Source organism: Nostoc sp. FACHB-110 (assembly GCF_014697425.1).
GTDB lineage: Bacteria > Cyanobacteriota > Cyanobacteriia > Cyanobacteriales > Nostocaceae > Nostoc_B.
In genome coordinates, this window is record NZ_JACJRU010000030.1 from 48,058 (window position 1) to 72,214 (window position 24,157).

Below are 24,157 nucleotides of genomic sequence, written 5' to 3' on the forward strand. Positions count from 1 at the left end.
ACATAATTAAATACAAGCCAACCCAAAGTAATTTCAGATTTGATGTGCCACTTTGGGATGCAAAACATTAGGCTTGATACAGCGTCAATCTGGGAATAATACAGGTATAGTAGGAACCTCGCTTTGGGGCGGGGTGTAGGGTGTGGGGTGTAGGGGAAAATATAGATCCAACAACCACCTTTGTCACAAGCTCCGTCTTCACACTCAGCCACTCCTAATACCCTACACCCTATTTTTTGAACAATAGAGGCTTGATGGTACAAGCCTCTAGATTGATCTATGGGGTTAATCGAAAATCTAAAATTGTTTGACGGAACTGAGTCTCCTTAGTTCCTGATTTCCAGCTTTTTCTCTATGGTGTTGGCTTGAGTAATAGATAAAACAATTGACCATTACTGACTGTCACACCTGCCCGATCGCCTGCTGTTTTTCCAGTGCCTAAAAAATAATCGACTCTCCCCGCGCCTTTAATTGCCCCACCCGTATCTTGATCAAGCACATATCTGCTAACAATCTGATGTTCCAAGCTACCGTTAGCAGCGACAAAGGGAAAAGCCGCACGAATCAACGCCAAAGCACCAGGAGGCATGAGAGATTTATCGGTAGCGATTGAGCGTTCAGGGGTGAGTGGTACATTAATAGAACCTTGGGCTGGTGCGCCGTGGTTTTCTTGAAAAAAGACAAAGCTAGGATCGCGTGGAATATAAATATTTAATTCTTGTGGATGCTTTTGAAAATAGTCGAGGATAATTGGCATTGTCATCCCCTGCAGGGGTAATTTGCCATCATTAGCTAGTTCTCGTCCAATGCTTTTGTAGTTATAAGCGGTATTACCTGCGTAGCCAATGCTCGTGAAAGTTCCATCGGTTAGCTGAAGTTTGGCCGAACCTTGAATTTGAATCATATATGGTTCGAGGCGATCGCTAAACCAAAATAATTCTGCGCCTTTTAATTTGCCTTTGTCACCTTGTAAGCCGTCTGCGCCTTCCAATTCTAGGCGCGTAGGATGAGGCTGAGGCCAATTGTTAAAATCGCTTGGTAATTGATACACAGGATAGCGAAATTCTCCTGTTTTGACGCGACTAGCAATATATAGTGGTTCATAATAAGCAGTAAATAAAACTGTGCCTTTTTGGTCTTTACCTACTGATTGATAGTAAACAAATTCTTTTTCTATAGCTGCATGAAGTTCTGTGGCAGATTGAGAATTAATTAAGAGTTCGCGGAATCTTGTTAAACTTTTGATAACGCGATCGCGCGTAATTTCTTTGACTGGGTAGTTCTGATAAGCGACAACAGCTTGAGAAGTTTGGAGATATTTTAAGCTGCGGTCAATGGATGTTACTAATGCTTTTTTTTGGGTTAAATTACTGTTGTCTGGTTGGTAGATAACTTGATCTAAACAAGATAAGTCAGTTTGACAACAAGTAATGGGTAATCTTTGGATGAGTGGTGCTGTGTTGCTGGGTAAGGACTCTGAGAGATTCCACTTACTGATTTGACACTCTACTTGGCTCAGTTCCCGATTGCCTAATTGTGGTGTCTGCACCATGAAAACAAATAGGATGATGGGTATATTGATGCTGATAGTGGCTAATTTGTCTCTCATCCAAAAAATTGATCTAGCAAGTGATACCTAGGTTAGAACATTTAAATCTGTTCCCTGTTCCCCAGCCCTATTCCCTGTCACCTGCTATTCATTCATATTGCGATAGGTAGCAACAGCAGAAGGCGAAATCCGGTTGAGATAACGGAATATCCAGTACTTGAAAATTGTATCTAAAATTACCGGGAATGTAGCAATAAATAAGAAGATAAAATCTCGGTTAGCAGGTAAGCCCCAATGACGAGATACACCTTCTAAAATGACTTCCCAACCGTGGGGTGAGTGGAAACCGACAAATACATCGGTAAACAAAATGATGATAAATGCCTTAGCACTGTCACTGAGTCCATAGACTACATTATCAAAGAATTCTTTGAGGACTGCGATCGCTGGTTTACTTACCAGTAAAAACCAAATAAAAGCCACAACAGAAATTATATCTGCCACAACATTTTTAATGGCGTTGGTGCTTTCACTGCGAAATTCCTCGGCAATTTCCTGCGCCTTTTCTTTGAGGCGGTTTTCGATTTCTTCGGTTGAGATAGGAGGCGCATTAACAATCAAATTCTCAAATCTGATTTTTTCTTCAAATCTGTGTAACTGTTCTAGGGCTTCTTCTTCCATTTCACCATTTAAAAACACTGCTGCCTCAGTAGGTCTAAAATGGTTAATTACTGGGCTGAAAGCAAATTTAGATAGTTGATGGGTTAATAAAGGTATGATAATCAGGAACAGTATAAATCTGATAGATATAATTGTTCTTCTTTGTGCCTGACGAAAGTTTTGTACAACATCTTGCTCAGAATTAGGGTCTAGTTCAGTTTGTAAACGGCTGATAGTACTTAAAATTGAACGGGGCAATATACCTGTTGTATCAGCTTTGCCACGAGGTTTTGGCCTTGGTCTGGGAATTGATTCTAAATTTTTGATTGATAATGATACAGGTGATGGTGGCAAATTTGTGTTGTCAGCTTTGACTATTGATGGTTGCTCAACTACATCAGAAATTGGTTCAATATCAACTATTGTGTATTTTGATATGACTTCATCAATGAATCTTAGCTTTTCTAAAGTTAGGGCTGGACTAGGATATTCTATACCTGCTTTGCGAGCCGCTTTTTGATTAGATTCATTAGAAAACCAACGGCTAGCTCGAAACTCAGTCAGCCGCATTCTGGCTATTTTTAATTGTTTTCGCAAATCTATTTCAAAATAGTCCATCATGCTGCTGCTATAGCCGCTAGTGATAGCATCTATCCGCTTACCATTGAAATGTTCATCTTCTAGAGCTTTAATGTGTAGAGCTGCTTTATAAGCTTCATCAAGAGAACGCTGTGGTGTGAGCAAATACCAACGGTAAGCAGCCAGCAAGTAAGAGTAAATTTTTTGACCAAAACCAGAATTGTTCATCGGAGGCAATCATCCAGCCTTATTTAGTAATTCTTAACCCTAAATTAACGCAACAGGTATACTAACAAATCTATAAGGAGAAAGTTTGTGGTTTCTCAGTCTGTTTGGATTGTCGGTAATAGTCGCAGTGGTAAGACAACTCGTTTGGTAGAGCATTTTTGTCGCTGGCTAAAAATTGAAAACCAAAATCATGAATCATTTTATACTAAAACTAGAGTCCAAAAAACAGCTAATTCTTTCCCAAAAAAACTGGTTTTAAAGCAATCAGAACCAGGAGTTTTAGCCTTGGCAGCTAATGATGACAATCGTCGTGATTTTTCTGATAAGATTGTTACAAAAACTTTAGGTAAATATCCAATTCGTGCCAAAACTCCGCTAGGTTTTTTTCAAGATGAGATAATTTTATTTTGGCCTTTATTGATTGATTCGTTACACATAAAAGCCCAATTTCCGGTAAGACTACGCCCAGAGACAGAACAAGAATTAGCCACCAAACTTTGGCGCGAGCAATTAGATGCAGAAGTTTTGCAGCGTGCAGGGGTGAATGAATATCGTTTAGTACGGCGGATTTTAGACTTGTTGCAGTTAGCGGCTTATAGTGGGACACCGTGCGAAGGCATTGCGGAAGTTTTACAAACAGGTTTACCAGAAAGTGGCGTAAATCTAGAGCCAGAATTTTTAGCATCTTTGCTGCTAGATTGGCGTAACTGGTGTTTAGAGCGTGGTTTACTCACTTATGGGATTATAACTGAACTCTACACGCAGCATTTATTAAGCGATCGCCGTTATCAAGCACGTCTGCAACAACGCTATCAAGCCATTCTTGCTGATGATGTGGATGAATATCCCGCAGTCGCCCGTCAGCTGTTTGAAACCCTTTTAGATCAAGGGGCAGTAGGCGCGTTTAGTTATAATCCTGATGGTGCGGTGCGCTTAGGATTAGGGGCAGATCCTAATGATATGGAAGAATTGGCTAGACGCTGCCGAGTCGAAACTTTGTTTGAGCCAGCGCAACCATCCCTCGCCGAGCGACTCGCCACACCAATGGTAGAATTTATCACCCAACCGATGGTGATGATAGAACTACCGCCAATGGTGCGCTCAATTCAAACCACCTCTCGTGCCGAACTACTGCGCAAAACAGCTGAGGTAATTGGCAAGGCAATCAAATCAGGACAAGTACAGGCTCAAGAAGTAGCAATTATAGCACCTGGTTTAGATGCGATCGCTCGTTATACCATCACAGAAATTCTCACCAAGCAAAACATCCCCGTCGAGTCACTCAACGACCAACGCCCTTTGATTAGTTCACCAATGATTCGGGCATTACTCACGCTGTTAGCACTAGTTTATCCCGGCTTGGGGCGGTTAGTAGATAGAGATGCCGTGGCGGAGATGTTGGTAGTGTTGGGGAGGAAGGGGGGCAGGGGGCAGGAGGTAGAGGGCAGGGAGCAGGGGGCAGGGGGAGTCTTAAATACTCAGCACTCCTCACTCAGCACTGATATCGACCCAGTACGTGCGGGTTTAATTGCTGATTATTGCTTTGTTCCCCATCCTGAGCGCCCGAATTTGTTACCTGTCACAACCTTTGAGCGTTGGGATAGAATTGGCTATGTAGCAACCACAGCTTATGGTGAGATTTTACAGTGGATCGAAAAACAGCGATCGCAACAAGAACAACGTTTAATTCCTAGCCCGATTTCACTGTTGTATTTGGCAATTCAAGACTTTCTGTGCAAAGACAGCAACCCACCTTACGACCAAATGGCAGCACTGCGAGAATTGCTAGAAACTGCCCAGCATTATTGGGAAATTGATACTAGGTTAAGGCAGGAGGCAGGAATTGGGCAAGAGGCCAGCACTCAGCACGGGCTAAACGCCCCGCTACCGCTAACAGCACTCAGCACTCAGCACTCAGCTAGCACTACCTTAGCTGAATTTATTCAACTGCTGCGGCGTGGTACGATTACAGCCAATCCTTACCCGTTGCGTCCTATTGGCCCAGCCAGAAAAGCTGTCACCTTAGCCACTATTTTCCAATATCGTTCGAGCAGGCGATCGCATCGTTGGCATTTTTGGTTAGATGCAGGTTCGCCTTTGTGGGCAAAAGGTGGTGCAGCCACTTTATTTGGTGCGCCTTTATTCTTGCGAAACAGGTTAGGGCAACCGTGGACAGCCGAAGATGAAAAATTAACAGAACAAGCAAGATTAAAGCGAATTTTGGCAGATTTGCTATCGCGTGTATCCGACAAAGTTTATTTATGCCACAGTGATTTAGCCGTCAACGGACAAGAACAACTAGGGCCACTGTTACCCTTGGTGCATACCTGTGTGTCTGTTGTTTCTGATGTGGCTTAAGTTTGGTAACTTGCAAAACAGGCTTAATGGGAAAAGTCAAGAAGAAGTGTGTTGGGGGTGGCTGAGTCGGTTGTTGGGGCTGTATTTTCCCCTACACCCCACACCCCAACTGCGCTTGATCAGGTTTAGATAACGACAATATTAGTGTTATTGAAAGCAGGACTGCCTTGTAAGACTGCAATCTGTACTGCTGTAGAGCCGCCTAAGCTGCCATCGGCATCGAAAAATAAGGCTCCATTTGTTGTATTGTAAATAAACCGTTGGTTTGTCGTGTTTGCTGTCGTAATGCCTGCACCAGAACGAAAACGTTCTGCACTTAAAGAGCCTGCAACTAAATTTCCACCAAAACCGACGGCAGATATCTGAATCTTGTCACCAGCAGAGCCACTAAAATCATTAATTATATCTAAGCGATCGCTTAAAGCTGTAAACCGATAGTTATCTGCTCCATCATTTCCGGTTAGCGTATCATTTCCTGCACCACCGACTAGTAGGTCATTGCCAGTACCACCGATCAGTACATCGTTACCGCCACCACCAGTAATTGTATCATTACCTCCAGCCCCATTGAGGCTATCGTTGCCGCTACCACCAGCGATCGAGTTGTTCGTAGCATCGCCAGTGAATACTCGTCCAAGATCGTTGAGCGTCAGACGATATTCTCCTGTAGCCCCGGAACCATTAACATCGCCAAGACCCGTAACCGGGTTATAGTTAGAGTTTGGGCTAAGGGATACGCCGACGTAGTATGTACCCGCTTGAGTAAATGTATAAGCCAAGTAAGAGAACTGGCTAGAGGCTTCACCCGGTGCAGATCCATCGTTGTTAGCCGCCAGTTGTGTACCACTGGAGTTGAATATTCTGAGGTAAGTATTGAGACTTGACCCATTGCGAGAGTCCACATCAAACCCGACTCGCTGCCCAGCAGAGACGGTAAACTTCACCAAGTCTGTGTCATTTTGGGGATTCATGGTAAAGTCAACGAACTGCCCTAGTGACTTAATATTTGCAGTACGATTCGCCACTTCAGCGATTGTGTCGTCAGGGTCTTGACTTGGACTAACGAAGTTTGAGGTCAGCGTATAGTTTGTGGCTCCGTTAACCCCCAGGACGCGCACAAAATACTGCCCAGCACTTAGTACCCGTGAGAGCTTTTCTGTTGGCGAGTTCAAGACGTTTGAAGTCGCTAAGATATCACCCGCATCGATCACACCATTATTATTGGCATCCTTAATCAGTGCAAGCGATAAATCTTCACCAGCAACACCTGTGGTATTCAGGGTCACTTCATAAGTACTGGTCAGATTGAAGCGATAGAAATCGTTGACATCACTGGAAGCATCGAAAGATTGTTCGATGTAGTCTTGGAAAGTTTGATTTGGCGGTGTTGCCCCAGTGATGGCTGCGAGTTGTCGGGCTGTGCTTAAAGTATTCCCGGCGTAGTCTGAAACCAACCGCAGGTAGTAAGCGGCTTGTACACCAGTACCATTTGTATGTAAAAAGTAGGTTCCCGCCGCCAAGTTTGCACTCAGGGAACCACTACTAAACTCAGTAATTGTTTCACCAGCGTCAAGCCGTTGGTTATTATTCAAGTCTTGGACAATTGACAGAGTTGGATTTTGGGTAGTTCTAGAGTAGTAAGAGTTATTAAATGCGGCAGCTGAGAGTTTACCCGCAGCACTCATAGTGAACTTGAAGTAATCAGAGAAATCACCTGCACTGATGCCAAATCCATCATTAGTATAAGGTGTCTCCCCAATGAGAGTACCAAGCGATCGCGCCTTTGATAGATTGTTATACGCTTGTGGATCGCTGTTAACAGCATCAAAGTCTGAATCGAGATCGAGCTGATAGTTGGTATAGGCTCCGTTCTGCACCACCTGAATGTAATAAGTACCCGCTCCTAAGGTGGTTGAGATTTGGTCGTCTCCTGGGTTCGATGATGAAAGGAAAACTTCATCGGCTGAAATAAACCCATCATTATTTGTGTCACGGGCAAGGCGTAAATTGGCATCGAAGGTGGGAGTGGGGAAGGCCGAGGTATCGATGTCTAACCGGATATCAAGGGGTGAGGTTTTATCCAGAGTAAATTTGTAGAGGTCATTAGCATCTTCATAAGTTGGCAGCCCAAAGGAGCCTCCTACCATATCGTACAAGCGACGACTGCTGCCAGTGACGTTGCCCAAATCTCTTGCTGTACCAGTAACATCACCTGCATAATCACTGACAATCCGCAAGGTGTAGGGATCGGAGCCGTAAAGCTGAGTATATCTGACATAGTAAGTGCCAGCCGGGGCAGAGTAGCGGTCAACATTGAGACCATCACCCACAGTACCAGCGACAGTCTGCAACACGTTACCATTGGAGTCGAGCAATTCCATCCTCGCCTGCAATCCACCAGTATAGGTAAAATCCTTCATCCGCAAACTGATAGTGCCAGGAGCTTCCATCGTGAATTTCACAACGTCAACGTTATCACGATAGTCGAGATAGTCTTGCCAGTTAATTTTGTTATAAGCTAAGTACTTATCGCTGGTTTGCCCCCAACTAGTGCCGATATCTCTCGCTGTTGCTAAGGTTGGGCCAGAATAGTCATTGTATAAGTACAGCGAATAGTTTGTGGGGTTTCCCGAATAAAAATGTACCCTTACGTAGTAGTATTGGTTAGCTTGTAGCGAAACGTTGATTGTCTCGCTCTGGTTGCCACCCAGGTTACTAATGGCAACTAGGTTTTGGTTTTGGTCGTAAATATAGAGGTCAGCGTCGGCTGACAAGTTATTTAAAGGGGCGTAGAGGGTTGATGCACCGTAGAGGGTATAGAACTGGTAGTAGTCGTCAGTGTCACTTGAACTGACTGAATCGTTGATGATGACATTCTGCTCCAGGAAAAAGTTTGACTCTGGATCTATGGGTGTTGCGGTAGAAAAAGTATTATTAGGTTCTGTCATGGCGATAATTCTTAACTAAACTAGAGAGAGAAAAACAAACGAAAACATAGAATAGATAATTATTGAGAACTTTCCCATCTTCACAGAACTTACGCCTAATACACTAAAAATCTATAGACGCGCAAGCGGCTTCCCGCAGAGTACTACAGAGACACAGAATTGACGAAAAAATGAGGTTTTGAGAAATTTTTTGCGTAAGTTTTACTTCATTAAGAAGTATTTATAATAGTGCAATTTTAAAACTTTTTATGATGTAGAAAAGATTAAGTTTTCTTGAGAAAGAATCGGGAATCAGAACAGACAAATTTAGCTAAATATTGACCTGATTTTTGCTGCTCAAAAAGTCAGAACTATAAAAATTAGTTGGCGTAAATTCTTGGTGAACTGTTTCTTCTTTTCTAAATCCCGTGAAAAGTCAGGTGTAGGTTGGGTGGAGGAACGGAACCCAACATTCACGCATCCTTTGTTGGGTTAGGCTATCGCTACACCCAACCTACTATTCTCTTAACTGAACCGTATTGCCTTATAAGAATTGATTTAGGGTTATCTTAGTGCCATTCCACTAGGCATTAAAGAACGAATCGTATTAATGAAGTTTTGCGCGTAGTTGTGGGTGGAGAAATCGAGGGCGCGTTGGCGTGCAGCGACGGCGACATTTTGGGCAAATTCTTGTTCGTCTAGGTAGCGCAAAATTGCGATCGCCAATGCTTCAGAATCACCGTAAGGTGTTAATAAGCCATTCATCCCATCGGTAATAATTTCCGTTGGGCCGCCAGCATTACCCGCAATTACAGGTTTACCCAACGCCATTGCTTCAATAATCACAATTCCAAATGGTTCTTTATCAGAAGCATGAACGAAGACATCCATTGCTTGCACCCATTCGGGAATATTGCGCTGGAGTCCTGGCATAATGACTTTTTCTTCCAGTCCTAAATTGACTATTTCTGATTTGAGAAAATCTTCGTAGTCTGGTTCTAAGTCATGCTTACCGCCAACTACCACACAATGAGCATCAGGATATTTCTCTAACACTTTCGGCATTGCTTGAACGAGGACGTGCATTCCTTTCCAGCGTTGCAGTCTGCCCACAATGCCAATTAACGGCCCGTGTGATGGTAAGCCGAGTTTTTGCCGTGCTACTTGGGGCGAAGGTAAAGCAGCAGGTTCAAATCTATCTAAGGCTACGCCGGGATAAACTAGAGGTGTGGGACGATGGGGCCAAATTTGGGCTTGGGCTTGCTTACCATCTTGAGAGAGGGTGATAACAGCACGGGCGGGTAATGCTGTGGCGAGGCGGACTAACCAAAACTTGTCATGGGGTACTTCGAGTTGATACCACACAGATGGTAAACCCGCCAGCATCGCTGCCATACCACCGTAAAAATGGGTAATCCACATCCAATTGACGATTATATCTGCACGTTCGCGCCGAGCGATCGCCGCTATCCGCAAAACGGTAGTAATTAACTTATGAACTTGTCGCAACCTGCCACTTTCAATAACTCGCGTATCAATGCCCAACTTTCTCACTTGTTCCACCATTGGGCCTGATTCTAAAAAGATGGCTATCCACTCGACACCAGCATTCCGTCCTTGCTGCATCAAGTCTAAAAACATCATTTCACCGCCACCTCTTTGTTCGGCTAGGGGCATGATAACTATAGCTTTCATATCGTTTAATGTATGGGGATCTAAGTTATTACGAATTCAAACTGTTTTGATGCTGATAGTATTTATGTGCTGACATTGCCATTGCTAAAAATCCCCACAAAATCATCCCGGAGACACTCAACATCCCGCTACCGATGACTAATTGAGCGCAAGAACTAATACCAATGGCACGGGCGGCACTGACGAAGCTATCAAATCGCGCTTCAGTATACTGCATCACACTAAAAAGCATGAGGAATAATCCACCTAAATAAAATACGGCTCCAAACCAGCCGAGGGTGAAAAACATATCGAGAATGCCGCTATCAATGACAAATACTTCGATTTGTCCGGTTTTTTCATTGACTTTCCAAATATTTCCTAAACCATTACCCAGAATATTAGAAAGGGCGATGCCAAGGTTGCGGTCATAACTGCCTGATCTATCCCTAAAACTAGTATCGTTTTCGAGATTAGAAAAGCTTTCTAACCTGGCTGATACTACATCAGAAATTGGTTCAATGGTTGTAAGTGGGATAACACACAATGCCATCACCACCACGATCGCAATTAAGCGCATTTGGATTTTAGCTTTGACTGAACCCATAATCATAATTACGCCGAGTAACCAGCCTCCCCAGTTAGTCCGGGCTTGGGCTAGCAAAAATGACACGTAGCCAACAGCCGAAGCCGGAAAGATTAGCGGCCCAGAAGCGGTAAATAATAACAACAACCCCGTCTGCATCACCGCACCAAACGGCCCGACTGAGTGTAATGTACTCCAGACACGCATTCCGAATGGTACAGGGTTGCCAGAACTTGTGAATAATTTGGACTGAATTAGCCAGTATCTATCCCACTCTGGGGCGACAACAAATTGATAGATGCCGTAAGCACCTGTAACTAAGACGCAAAACAGAAATGTCCGTTGTAAGTTCTGGCGATAAGTGGGATAGTCCCGCCAGTTCATAAATAAGTGAAAAGCAAAAATAATGGGACTCAACCAGTCTAATAAGCCGCGCGCTACGGGGACTGGAGCGTTATAAATTAAACCTACAAGAAAACTATAAAATACGCCGATAAAAGCCAAAATAAAAGGTAAACCTCCCTGTCGAGAGGCTTTGGGAAAATGCTTTAAGAATGTGGCAATAGTAACAAATACAACTAAATAAGGGGCAATGAGAATTTGACGAGTAGGGTCCCAACCGACTCGATAATCGATTAAACGAGCAACTAAGGGTGTAAGAAACCAGACCCACCAAGTAAAACCGATGTATAAAATCGGATGACGTAGATATAAAAATATCGCTACGATTAAGGCTGTGATTGGATAAATTAGGCGTAAAGTCCCAGCCGCACCAGCAAAGTAACAAGTGACACCCAGCAATATAAAGCCGAGAATAGCACTCCAACCTTGTAGCGATCGCTGTTTTGGGGAAAATGGTGTTTGTAAGAAGCTATTGAAGAGTAATGATTGAGAAATCACTGTGCATTTCCTGATATTTTTTTAACGCAGAGAGACGCAAAGTTCAACGCGGAGTTACGCGGAGTTTGGCTGTCACTGGTAACTTGCCATGTCTGCCATCCTTGCCAGCGGCCGCGCCAGGAAGCTAATAATTTGCGGGTGGCGAGTCGGCCTTGGCTGGGGAAAAATCGCAGCCATTGGATGAGGCCGAAACAGTCTCTTGTCCCAACTAAGATTGCCCACAGCAAGAAGATGAGGCGGCGTAGGGGTGAAAAGTGTTCTAGTAAAACTAGGGTTTCGTTATGGACTAAGTTAATTTGCGCGATCGCATTAAAATTATTACGTTGGTCTTCGTCAAATCGCTGGGCGGGATAGTGGTCAACTGCCACTTGCGGGTCGTAAATTATCTGCCAAGCTGCACGTTTTAAGGTGAGGATGAATGCCATTTCAAAATGTACTTGTGCGCCTGTACCTCGCATTCTCTCGTCAAAGTGTAATTTTGCGATCGCCTGAGTGCGAAAACTCATGTTCACGCCTTTGAGGACATCAACAAAGCGCGCTTCGCCAACTCCCAAATGATGGTTGCCAATTACCCGCCCAAACCACTGCACTTGCCCAACTACAGCGCGCGATTCATCCTCAATTTTGTCACCGTGATGTATCCAATCACGCCCACCAACACCACCTATTTGACTGTTGGCGAGAAAGTGCGCGTTAATTTTCTCTAACCAATCAGGATAAGGGGCTGCATCATCATCAGTAATAGATAAGACATCTCCCTCAACTGCTGCAAGTCCAGCGTTGAGGGCGGCTACTACTCCTGGGATGGTAACGGTGACGGTTTGCAAAGGTAAGTTGTGTAAGGGAAATTCTGCTAGAAAATTCCAGGTGTCTGCATCTGTATCCCGGACAACGACGATGACTTGATCGACAGGTTTAGTTTGCGCTTGCAGTGCCGAAAGGCAACGAGATAGATCCAGAGGACGGCGATAGGTCGGGATGAGAACTGTGTTCTTCATTCTTTTGTAACTCCTCAAATAGATCCATATAGGTTTGGGCCATTGTTGACCAACTGTGTTGTTGGGCGACAACGCGGGCTGCTTGACCCATTTGCTGCATCAAGGTGCGATCGCGTACTAAAGAAGACAATGCAGAGGCTAAGGCATCAATATCATCTGAATCTGGTAAAACAATTCCACATTCGGATGTGACTATCTCTGCCCCTCCGGTGGCTATGGCGGTAATCACAGGCAAACCAGAGGCGAGGGCTTCTAACAAAACCAAGGTGCAAGCTTCATAACGGGAGGGGAAGACAAATAAATCTACTGCCCGCATGATTTCGGCAATATCACGGCGATAGCCGAGAAAATGTACCCGTTCGCTAATGCCTAAATCGGCGGCTAACTGGGGAAAGGGGCTACCATCAGGACTCCCGACCACGGCTAGATGTAAATCAAGTACTTTCACTAAGGCCTGTAAGACGCTATCTAAATTCTTCCTAGGTGTACGGATGTCTCCGGCAAATAATCCTAAATTTACGTTTTCTGGTAGGTTTAATTTTTGACGAGAAGCGATACCAGGGGTGAACTCTTGCAAATCTACGCCGTTGATTATGACTCGAATGCGATCGCGTGGTACGCCAATATTAATTAACTCTTGGGCGACTTTCTCGGAGACGGCGACAACCACTTTAGCGCGTTGAAAAGCTTGTTTTTCCCAACGGGCATTTAAGGCGGTGTATAACCACTGGTAAAAACCGTAAGCATCGCGGCGAATGCGAGAAATATGTACAGGCGATCGCAACCAAGAACTATGGACAAAATGTACAGCATTCACATCAGCTGCAACATTTGTAATTGCGCCATTGATTTTTAATAAATCGATTTGCGAGCGATTTTGTTGTAACCAGGCTGCACTTTTATATGAAAATATAAAATTACGAATAAACTCGCTTGGATAACCATCAACAGAAATTTTAATCCAGTTAACTTTACTGTTTTGCTCAATTTCTGGGGCTACTTCGCTGGCTAATAATGTTAATTGATGACCACGACGAATTGCTTCTTGAGCAACTTCATAGTTGACTCTTCCTTGACCATCACCTTTTTTGACTTTGTGCGTAACAATGCAAAGTTTCATTTATTTTGATACTCCTAGCAATTGATTAGCTAATGGTTGCGGAGTAAAACTGAGTATCAGGGCTACTAAAGTTCTGAGATTCAATTTTTGTTTTTTGAATGCTTGCCACAAATAAGAACGGGCTGCTGTTATTTGTTGATTTCGCAGTAATCCAATTCCTAAAGTTGTATGAGCTTCTAACCATTTAGCTTGGAAATAAGTATGAAATTCTTGTAAACGGCTATCTTCTATGAAGGTTTTATAGCAAAATATTTCGCTTTGAGCTTTGCGAATTTTGGCATTAGCATTTCTACTGCCACTTAACATTGTGTCAGTTTGTGCGTGGGCGCGATAATAAGTTAATCTTTCGGGATAATAGTAGGCACTATAACCAGAAATGCAGCAGAGATAAGTTAAATATAAATCCCACATCCCACCAACTTCTGGAGGAATGCTATCCCAGTCAATTAAACCATTACGAATTACACAAGAAGCTGCGGTGGCGATACTTTTATCAATTAAACCAATATTAATAAAAGATTGATGAATACCAGAAACTAAAATATCTCGCTTGAAACCGCGTGTATTTTCTTCTGTACCAATCTCGTTAATATTGCCATCATTATCAATGATATATTGGTCGCAAAAAGCTAAAATTAAATCTTGATTAGCTTCTAAAATAGGCACAAGTTTTGCTAAAAAATCCTCATGCCATAAATCATCATCGTGCAGGCTGGCAAGATATTTACCACTTGCCATTTTAAAGGTGTGCATTTGATTAGCTAACATCCCCACATTTTCAGGATGTCGCCAAAATTTAATGCGTGAATCACCAAAAGATTCGATAATTTGTTGGGGATTTTCAGGACTACAATTATCAGAAACGATAATTTCAATATTTTGATAATTTTGCTTAACTGCGCTGGCGATCGCCTGCTTTAAATATTCTGGTCGATTGTAAGTTGGGATAACAACACTAACCAGAGGTTGCTTTACGTTCTGTTGTAACATATCCCTTCACACTGATAAATTTATGGCTAAATAAGCTTTGGATAAAACTGAATAATAATGCGGCGATCGCTCTGATACTCAGCCTTTTGTTTTGCAAGACATACCAAAAATGATGGCGTGCTAATTCTGGTTGTCCAGCTTTTAATAAATTCATACCTAAATATTGGTTAGCTTCGATTAATCTCTGCTGGAAAAATGGATGTAAATCTTTTAATCTGACATCTTGAATAAACTGTTCGTAACAGAAAATATGATTTTTAGCTTTACGGATATTAATTTGAGCATTATCTGTTAATGTATCTGTTAGCTCATGTTCGCGGTAGCGAGTGAGTTTCTCTGGAGTATAATAAGCTCCTAAACCAGAGCGAGAACAGAGATAATTGATATACAAATCGTAGAAGCCACCAACCTCTAGAGGAAATGCTGTCCAATCTACCACATCTTTACGAATAACAGCAGCATTAGCAGTAGCTACAGACATATTTTCTATAGCAATTTGATAAAAAGGCTGATAAATTCCTGCTTTTAGATTAGCTCGTTTCCATGTTTCAGAACACTCTTGAGTCAGTTTATCATCTATTTTTCCATCAGCTTTAATCACGTAATGATCGCAAAAAGCTAAAGCCAAATCAGAATTAGCTTCAAGATGTGGAACAAGCTTGGCTAAAAAATCAGGTTCCCACATATCATCATCATGAAGGCTAGCAATATATTTACCTCTAGCTATGACAAAACCGTTGATAATATTAGCAACCATACCGATGTTTTGTGAATTGCGGCAAAACCGAATTCGCTCATCTTGAAAAGCTTCGACTATTGGTTGAGGACTAACATCACTACAATTATCACAAACAATAATTTCAATATTATTAAATGTCTGGTTAACAGCACTGGCGATCGCCTGCTTTAAATACTCTGGGCGATTGTAAGTAGGGATAACAACACTAACTAATGGTTCTGGTAATTCAATATTGCTCGACATACAATTAAATCGTTATATTTAATCAATTTATATGTAGACTAAACATCCCTAATTAAAGCGTTTCTCAGTGTGGTGTAGTACACCTTTCAAGGAGTAGAGAGACTAGAGACTAAATGTACCTCATGCATATAAAAAATGCTGTAATTCCTAAAAATCCCCTTGATAATTTCTTAATTTCATACTTCACACTTCACACTTCACACTTCACACTTCACACTTCATCGCCTATGAAATTCAGCAATAGTTTTGGCATAAACTTCAGTCAAACGCTGAACATGAACATCAATAGAAAATTCTTCTTGATACCAAGCTTGGCCTTTTTCACCCATTAATCTGGCTTTGGCATAATTTGTTGCCAATTCATTAATTGCCGCAGCTAACTGTGCAACATTATTAGGTGCAACCAAAACCCCTGTTTGACCATCTTGTACGTGTTCAGGAATTCCCCCGACAGCACTCGCTATTACTGGTCTATAGCGCGCATAAGCTTCTAAGGTGACTAAACCCGCAGGTTCTGGCCAAAGACTGGGAAAAATCACCGCCAAACACTGTTGATATAGGGTTTCTAATTGTTCAGAATTACACCAACCATGCCAAGTAACGCGATCGCTTAATCCCAAATCATGGGCTAATTTTTCCATATTTGGTCTATCCCAACCATCACCAGCGATATCTAAATGAATGTGTCGTTCAGTTGTATTTAAGGCTTTAAGTAGCCACTCTAAACCTTTATCAGGAACTATCCGACCAGCAAAAAGAATACGCTGATTTTGATAAATTGTCCGACTCAGAGGTTCTGTCACAACCTTGGGTAATTGCACACCGCAACGCAGCGTAATCACACGTTCTGGAGATATCCCAGCACTAATGATTTGCTGACGCACATATTCACTATTAGCTATTACAGGGATTTTTAATTTTTTCAGGTTATTTAGGGGATTGTATGCATTCCACCAATTACCTAAAATTTTGTGTGGTCGCCGACTACCACAACCATCAACTACATGACCCCAAGCACAGCCTAAAGGATTCATGACGCGATCGCAAATTTTACCTCTGTCTGCTAAATATTTCGTCCCACTCGGACAGTAACTACAATGATTGTGCAGGGTAAAAATTGCCGGACATTCTTCGCGTAAATCTGCTAAAAATTCTGGGTCGTGAAGGTGTAGTAATTTAAATCGCTTTTGATTTTCTGTTTTAATAGACTTGATAACGCTTTGATTTACTGTTTCTTGCTTGGAGATATTGCAAGATTCCGAAATTTGTGAAAGTGCTAAAGAAGCGACATAAGTTTCAATACCTCCACCTCCATTAATATTAATGTTAGTGCAGTGGTAAATCATGTCTGTATTGGTTACGTTTTTGCTCATCTTAATAGCACCTTCGGGCGAAAATTGCCCATTTCCTGTTTCTTTTTACAAACTGACATTTAGCCAAAACTTATGTCTTACATCATTAACATAATGCCGCATCGCAATTTTTGAGCTAGCAAATTTATCTGGATAAATGAATTGGTCTTCTACATTCAAAATATATTTTTGTGAACAAAAAGGTTTACCCTGATTATGGTGTATCGTTAAATGAGCAATTGTTTGTTCTGTAAAATATATAGGTTTATCTGGCAGTTTTGCTAACCGTTCAATTGCCCAACTCCAATCTAATTGATGGTTAAATAAAAGAAATCCAGCATTAACTGGCTGCAATTTTTCGCTTTCATCATAGATGAGTCTTTCATCTAAGGAAGCAGAACAATCAGGAAGATAATAGCAAGTTTTATCCGGCAAATTGGTGAATTTATCTAAATCGACACCACCAGGAAAGAATAAAATATCGGAATCTGTATAAATAGTTGTACCGTTTACCGGAATTGACATTAATGCAGCTAATTTTTTACCTAACGGATGAATTTGAACATAATTAGTCACACATTGAGGTAAATCATCCCGTAAAAGTTTTGTAATAGGTATAACGTCTACGCAAGGATGAATCCGACAAAGTAATTTACAGCTAGATTCGCTATAACTACCATCAGAAATGACAATAAATCTTTCTGGGATACCAATATTACGAATAAATGAACGAATACTCGCTACTTGTTCTGGCAAATCACGTTCGCAAGAAAATGAATAAACTGTAATATCAATCTGCCGAGGTTGTTTAAGAGGTAAAGTGCTAATTATATTAACAAATTTTGTATAGATATTACGAATAACTCTACCTTGAATTCTAGAAACATGGTAGCCAATATTTACCATTTATTTAACCTCAAAAATATCAGAATAATAATTAACCGCAGATAAATTTTTCCTTGCCAAATCAGAGCGATGATAGTGAAGTATGAAATTTCCCACTTCATACTTCCCTCTTCCCACTTCACACTTCACACTTCACACTTCACACTTCACACTTCATACTTCACACTTCACACTTCATACTTTTTTATCCCGCTTGTCCCATCTCGTACTGAGTTTTGTGATATTCCCAAAGCTTACCTTTTAGCTCTAGAAGTTCTTGATATTTACCTTGTTCAACGATGCGTCCTTGTTCTAAAACAACGACTTTATCAGCGTTGGCGATAGTAGAAAGACGATGAGCGATCGCAATTACAGTTCGACCTACGGAGAGCTTTTCTAATGATTCTTGAATCAGGCGCTCGGTCACAGAATCTAACGCACTGGTAGCTTCATCTAATATTAAAATTTCTGGGTCGCGTAACAAAGCCCGCGCGATCGCTATTCGCTGGCGTTGTCCTCCAGATAATCTTACGCCTCTATCTCCTAATTTAGTATCAAAGCCTTCTGGCATTTCTTCAATAAATTCTAGAGCATTAGCTAAACGTGCGGCTTCTCGAATTTCTGCGGCTGTTGCGCCTGGTGTACCGTAAGTAATATTTTGCCAAACAGAAGTATTGAAAATGAATGTATCTTGACTGACTACAGCAATTTTATTTCGCAATGAATTGATATCAAATCTTTGAACATCAACCCCATCAATCATGACATGACCTTCAGTAGGATCATAAAATCTGGGAATTAAATCAATTAATGTACTTTTACCTGCGCCAGTGGCTCCTACTAATGCTGTTGTCTTACCTTTTTCAACGCTGAGAGTAACGTTATTTAATACTAGATGATTGGGGTCATAACCAAAATCTACCGAAACAACATCAATAGAATGTTTTAACCCAGCAAATTGGATGTGACCATTACGTAAGTATGTTTTATCATCCGTTCTCACCAAGGCTTTAATATTATCTGCTGCACCAGCAAGGGTACTAAGATGCGCTCTCGTGCCATTAATATCTTGCACAATTGGCACAACCCGAAATAGCACAAAGAAAAATGTTAATAAAGATGCAACTTGCAATGTGCCATTTACGACAAAAACAGTAAAGGCAAAAATAATCATCCCGATGAGAATGGTACTAGCGATACTTTCAGCCAGAGGTCTGACTAATGCCCAAACAAAGATAACTTTTTTGGAAGTATTCACTACATTATCGCTAGCACTATAAAAACGCTGACGTTCAAAGTTTTGTGTGCCGAACGCTTGTACAGTGCGTATACCGTTAATAAATTCTATAGCTGTAGAGGTAAAATGACCGTTCGCAATAGAAGTAGTAAAACTAGTTTCTCTAGCACGAGAATTGAGAGTTGATAACCCCACACCAGCCAAGGTAAATAATAAGAAAGAAGCGATAGAAAGCTGCCATGACAGCAAAAACATCGAAAGAAAATAAACAGTGGCAGTGATAGCCCTCGTCATCAAAAAAGCAACACCGCTAAACCACTGTTTGATGCGTTCAATTTCTGTAGTAATGGTATTGATTAGTTCGCCAGAACGCGTTTTAGCAAAGTAACTTAGAGGCAAGCTTTGTAACTGTTCAAAGATTTGTTTCCGCAGGCGATCAGCTAAATGCAATTGAGTACTTTCTGTATAGACCTGAGCTAAATAATTAAACCCAGCCCGCATCCAGGTACTCAATAAAATTAGTAATGATACCCGATATAGTCTAGTAACTGTTGAAGAATTAGCAGCTAAAATCCAAGTATCAAACCACTCAGCACCAGTTTTAATTGGTTGAGCATTGGGATTAGTTAAATTTTGTAAAAATGACAGTAAAAAACCAATACTAAAACCTTCAAATGTTGCTGCTAGAAAGGAAAATAATAAAGCAAGAATAGCAATTTTACGGAAATGTTTAAATTCTCGTAATATTAAATAATTGTTTTTCCAGAAGGTGCTAGCTTTAAATAAATTGTGTAATTGTTTAGGTAGTTGAGCAAGCATGAGTTTTTGAATAAAGTTGTCTAAGTCCTACAGGTCGCTATATTGCAAACAATCTACTCCCTATTCCCGGCTTAAATAGAATTGCTCTAAATACTGGGATATTACATTGCTTTCGCTGAAGTGCGGCAAATGAAGTCATCAATTACCGCACTGCTTGTAGAGTTGTTTCGCTGGATAGAGAAGAGAGCAGTAAATAATTAGTAATTATGGATTATTAATTATTAAGTTTGATTCTGCTTGCACTGGCCACGCATTTGTCATCACAGGTAACTGATTAAGTTGTAGTTCTCTTTCAAAACTTGATTTCACTGCTGCTTCTAATTTCCAACAACGAGAGCCAATAAAACCCATTTCACCCCGCAGCATATTTAATAAGTGTGGTAAATTGTCGAGACCATATCTACACATCCAACGACCTAAGGGGGTGATGCTGCGCTTGGTTGTTATGGAGAATTTAATAGCTCGAAAGAGTTTACCTCGTTCTCCGACATACCACTCACGAGAAACTAGGGCTTCTGGTGACGAAATTTGCAACAGCAGCAGCAAGAGCAGCATAGTTGGACTGAGCAATAGCAACATTACTAAAGCCACAAACCAATCAATCAGCCTCACTAACCATCCCCAAGGTTGGCTATTTTGTTTAAACAGAAAATTTTCTGAAGATCCGCAAAGAAACATAGGCTTGTGTGCTTCTTCACAAGCATCAGCCCAAAACCTTACCCAATTTTCACCAATTTTTGGATCTACAGTTACTAAATTAATTGGAGAATGTTGTAAGCAATTTACTAATAACTGATGATTTTCTACAGCTGGCAGATAAGGCTGTTGAAGTTTACCAGCAGACTTAACCAACAATTGACCCCGCCGCCATTGAAGTGTGCAATATGAGGTGCGATGACCTGCTGGTTGCTGGGTTAAAGTATAAGAAGTTTGTAGAGTCCGAATAGCTGAAGTGGTCATGTGTCTTTGGATTAGTACAATAGTAAGTTGAGGAGCTAATCTCGAAGGCGATTCATGCCAAAGACTTTGATCTGAATCTTTTTTGCTCTAATAAGTTGTAGATGACTGAAGCAAGCATATATTTTTCACTTGCTATTTAAGCAAGTACACATCTTGCAGAATTCTGCTGATATCAAGATGTTTCAATTAGGTAGATAGCAATTAATACGCTGATAAATACTTGTAGGTAAACTGATAAAATTTCCCAAAAACAAAGTATGTTTACCTAATTCTTGAACAATTTAAGAAAACTAGTCCACTTTTGTCTTTAAGCTGTTTTGGAACGGGCTTTAATCTCTAGGATATAGGACTCTGTAGAAATAACTATATACTTAATTCAATTCTTTATTTAGTCTTTAAAGAAAATATATTTTAGTTTATTGATTATAAAGGCAAGATAAAAATACGTAATGTTTTGATAGTAATCCTAGTTAAATTTTAACACTAAAAAAGTTTTTAAATAACAAAAAAATACCTTCAATGTATAGCAATCTTCTTTAATTATTTTTAGAGTAGAGATGTTGTATATAACGTTTCTACATGATTAATATAGGAATCCGGTTTGATGTCTGAATCTAGTTGTGTAATTAGGGAGTAGGGAGTAGGTTTGAGGGAGTAGGAAAGAAGATTGATCTGGGTGTACTGATTTTTTTCATCAATCAAATATGAGTCCTATAGAATGCAGATGTTAATAGAATTGAGATAAAAATATAAAATCTCATATGCCCTAAAAAAACAGATCCCCGACTTCTTCAAGCAGTCGGGGATCTGTTTGTTCAAAAAAGTTAAGTTGGATTGCAACTTTTCTGCTAGTTAGAAGTCCAAATTTAAAAGTAATTCAGAATGATTAATCTATTGTTACTCTGAAGAATGCGATTAAATTTTCTAAGAGATTTCCCAGAAATAAGTTATTCATCTTGTGGGGTGGGCCGGACAGCCCGTCCTTAGGACTGGACGGGTGAGGACACCCATTCCACAAGAAAATTTTGGATATTTTTTTACTTGGAAGTCCCTAACATTCTGACTCCTGAATACTTACCTATTTTTCTACCGCTTGTTTCAATGCCAAACGATATTCTTTGGGATATTGTACAAAGCTGCTATCAGAGCTAGAAACGCCATTAGCCACAACACCAATTAGGTTTAGCTTACTTAGCATGGCTGTAGCTTGCGCCAGTTGATTGCGGGTCACAATACCCATGCTGGCTACTAGCACCACGCTATCGCAAGATGAGGCTGTTAAAATCGCATCTACCAACCCTAGAACTGCTGGTGCATCTATTAGCACCAAATCATAGTTCTCCTCGAAGGTTCTCATCAATTGCATCATACGGGGAGAACTCAACAGATGAGCAGGATCAGCAGGTCGAGGCCCGGCGGTCAAAATATCAATGTAGGCTGAACCTAAAGAATGAACACCAATCTGGTTAGGTAAAGTAATTTCGCTAGCGAGTAAAGTTGATAGTCCTTGTTCGTTAGGCAGATTTAGCTGTTCGTGCAGACGAGGATCGCGCAAGTTAGCATCGATGAGTAGCACCCGTTTGTGTAAACGAGCCGCACTCATCGCTAAACCCAACGCCATACCAGACTTCGCTTCATCAGGTAAAGCGGAAGTAATCATCAAAGATTTTAAGTTGGTAACAGTATTGAGTAGCTCAATATTTTTGTAAATCAGATCCAAAGATTCCCAACGTGGTGGAGACTGTAACACCTGAATTGTCCAAGGTGCAGGGGTTTCTGGTTTACCAAAAGGTAGCTTAATAATTGAATCCCTGACTTTGGCAGGTGGGAGTTTCGGTGTTGTACCCAACAAAGGTAAAGCTACTTGCTTTTCTAACTCAGCAGTTGTATGTACAGCATCATCAGATGCTTCTCGTAAGAAAGCAGCAATACCGCCTAACATTAACCCTACTACTGCACCTAACAAAAGATTTTGCTGGAGGTTGGGGCCAAGTTGCATACCTTTGTGGGGTTCTTCGACAACTTCCCAGTTGAAGCCTCCTTTGGCTAATTCTTGTCTAAGTTGCTGTTCGGCTCTTAAAAGCTGTTCTAATCTTTCGCGGCTAAATTGTAGTTGTGGTTGGATGCGGTTGTAATAAGCCAACAAAGGCGGAAAGCGTTTAATGTCTAAACGTAGTTGTGATTCTTTTTGGGCTAAAGTTTGATCGCGAGCGCTCAATGCAACTATAGTTGTTTGAGTTTCTACTAATTCGCTGGCAAGATTTAAGTCAATTTGACCAAACTGTCCTTGCTCTAAAAGAGAATCTCTAGAACTGCTAACTTCACCAGATGACTTTGTACCTAAAGTTCTGCCTACTTCTTGTTGTAATAGTTCCTTTTGGCTTTTGAGTTGTTCTTGTAACTGCTGGACATTAGGAGTTTCATCAGTGAAGCGTAAACGTTCTTGTGCTAGTGCTAGTTCTGTTTTTTGAATTTCGTTGAGTAGGCCTTGGTAGCGAGTAGACTGGCTCAAACGCGAAGCAACTAGAGCATTTTGCGGAGAACGATTTAGTTGTTCTTCTAAAGATTTTTGGCGTGCTACAGCTTCTTGATATTGCGCGCGAGTGGTGCGTCGTTCTTGCTCAACATTATTTAAACCATCTTCTAAAGCTTTAGCTTGAGCTACGGGATCGATTAAATTTTGGTTGCGGCGGAATCTTTGCAGGTTAGTTTCTGCTGCATTGACCTCTTCACTGGCTTTACTTAACTGTTCTCTGATGACTTGCAGCCCTTTTTGTAGACGCGCATCTTGCTGTTGTTTGTTGTAGTCTACATAGACTTGGCGAATAGCCATCAGAACTTGTTGTGTCTTGTCTGGGTCTGTATCGGTGTAGTCTACTTGAAAAATTTTGGTGGCGATATTATCTTCTTTAGTTTTTAGTTGGTTTAAAGCTAACGCGCCTTTAATATCACCTACTTTAATATCTGGATATTCTTTACGAAGTTTATCAACTGCTTTTTGAATCAGTCCCGAACTCTGCATGAGATTTAACTGAGTTGCTGTGTCTATCTCTACGTTCGGTTCGGTGAACTGATTTTCTACCCCACCTGCTTCTTTTTTACCTTGATAGTTAGGTTCTACTAATAGCTGCATTGTGCTTTTGTATGTGGGTTTTGCCTTAGCTGTGAGGATTGCTGACATTGCAATTGAAGCAATAAATACCCCTAAAAACCAAGGAAACCTGCGAATAAATACCGCTAAGATTTGCCCATAACCTGGTTCTGTGTCAACAACTGTATTCACACTCGGATTTAGACTAGTTTGAACCACGTTTATTATCCTTTAACTAATTTAAGAAGGGAATAGGGAATAG

At 41.2% G+C, this 24,157-nt stretch carries 15 protein-coding genes; 1 reads left to right on the forward strand and 14 read right to left on the reverse strand.

The window, feature by feature from the left end:
- Positions 1-352 precede the first annotated feature (352 nt).
- Complete coding sequence (locus H6G69_RS23160) at positions 353-1,609, reverse strand: murein transglycosylase A (protein ID WP_190691480.1); 1,257 nt, start codon at positions 1,607-1,609, stop codon at positions 353-355.
- Positions 1,610-1,693: 84 nt separating this feature from the next.
- Complete coding sequence (locus H6G69_RS23165; RefSeq protein ID WP_190691481.1) at positions 1,694-3,025, reverse strand: proton extrusion protein PcxA; 1,332 nt, start codon at positions 3,023-3,025, stop codon at positions 1,694-1,696.
- Positions 3,026-3,103: 78 nt separating this feature from the next.
- On the opposite strand from H6G69_RS23165, the gene H6G69_RS23170 reads away from it, so the two are divergent.
- Positions 3,104-5,374 carry a recombinase family protein gene (locus tag H6G69_RS23170; RefSeq protein ID WP_190691482.1) on the forward strand — a complete coding sequence of 757 codons (2,271 nt, stop codon included), beginning with the start codon at positions 3,104-3,106 and terminating at the stop codon, positions 5,372-5,374.
- Between the two features lie 125 nt (positions 5,375-5,499).
- On the opposite strand, the gene H6G69_RS34460 is transcribed toward H6G69_RS23170, so the two are convergent.
- From H6G69_RS34460 to H6G69_RS23230, 12 genes are all read right to left on the reverse strand, one after another.
- Positions 5,500-8,322, reverse strand: a complete 2,823-nt coding sequence (locus H6G69_RS34460) for a DVUA0089 family protein (RefSeq protein WP_190691483.1) — start codon at positions 8,320-8,322, stop codon at positions 5,500-5,502.
- 543 nt (positions 8,323-8,865) lie between these two features.
- Complete coding sequence (locus tag H6G69_RS23180) at positions 8,866-9,996, reverse strand: glycosyltransferase family 4 protein (protein ID WP_190691484.1); 1,131 nt, start codon at positions 9,994-9,996, stop codon at positions 8,866-8,868.
- A 28-nt stretch (positions 9,997-10,024) separates the two neighbouring features.
- A complete protein-coding gene (locus H6G69_RS23185) occupies positions 10,025-11,461 on the reverse strand; it encodes an O-antigen ligase domain-containing protein (RefSeq protein WP_190691485.1) in 1,437 nt (478 codons plus the stop codon).
- Positions 11,458-12,459, reverse strand: a complete 1,002-nt coding sequence (locus H6G69_RS23190; protein WP_242072153.1) for a glycosyltransferase family 2 protein — start codon at positions 12,457-12,459, stop codon at positions 11,458-11,460. Before H6G69_RS23190 ends, H6G69_RS23185 begins: the two co-directional genes overlap by 4 nt.
- Entirely contained in the window at positions 12,377-13,579 is a 1,203-nt protein-coding gene (locus H6G69_RS23195) for a glycosyltransferase family 4 protein (RefSeq protein WP_190691486.1), read from the reverse strand. Before H6G69_RS23195 ends, H6G69_RS23190 begins: the two co-directional genes overlap by 83 nt.
- A complete protein-coding gene (locus H6G69_RS23200; protein ID WP_190691487.1) occupies positions 13,580-14,569 on the reverse strand; it encodes a glycosyltransferase family 2 protein in 990 nt (329 codons plus the stop codon).
- Complete coding sequence (locus H6G69_RS23205) at positions 14,535-15,551, reverse strand: glycosyltransferase family 2 protein (RefSeq protein ID WP_190691488.1); 1,017 nt, start codon at positions 15,549-15,551, stop codon at positions 14,535-14,537. Before H6G69_RS23205 ends, H6G69_RS23200 begins: the two co-directional genes overlap by 35 nt.
- 218 nt (positions 15,552-15,769) lie before the next feature.
- Complete coding sequence (locus H6G69_RS23210; RefSeq protein ID WP_190691489.1) at positions 15,770-16,924, reverse strand: glycosyltransferase family 4 protein; 1,155 nt, start codon at positions 16,922-16,924, stop codon at positions 15,770-15,772.
- 45 nt (positions 16,925-16,969) lie between these two features.
- On the reverse strand, positions 16,970-17,809 hold the full coding sequence (locus H6G69_RS23215) for a hypothetical protein (RefSeq protein ID WP_190691490.1): 840 nt from the start codon (positions 17,807-17,809) through the stop codon (positions 16,970-16,972).
- Positions 17,810-17,993: 184 nt separating this feature from the next.
- Positions 17,994-19,844: a heterocyst formation ABC transporter subunit HepA gene (gene hepA, locus H6G69_RS23220; protein ID WP_190691491.1), complete on the reverse strand. Its 1,851-nt coding sequence runs from the start codon at positions 19,842-19,844 to the stop codon at positions 17,994-17,996.
- Between the two features lie 204 nt (positions 19,845-20,048).
- Complete coding sequence (hepC, locus tag H6G69_RS23225) at positions 20,049-20,804, reverse strand: heterocyst development glycosyltransferase HepC (protein WP_190691492.1); 756 nt, start codon at positions 20,802-20,804, stop codon at positions 20,049-20,051.
- A gap of 1,078 nt (positions 20,805-21,882) precedes the next feature.
- Complete coding sequence (locus H6G69_RS23230; RefSeq protein ID WP_190691493.1) at positions 21,883-24,114, reverse strand: polysaccharide biosynthesis tyrosine autokinase; 2,232 nt, start codon at positions 24,112-24,114, stop codon at positions 21,883-21,885.
- Positions 24,115-24,157 lie beyond the last annotated feature (43 nt).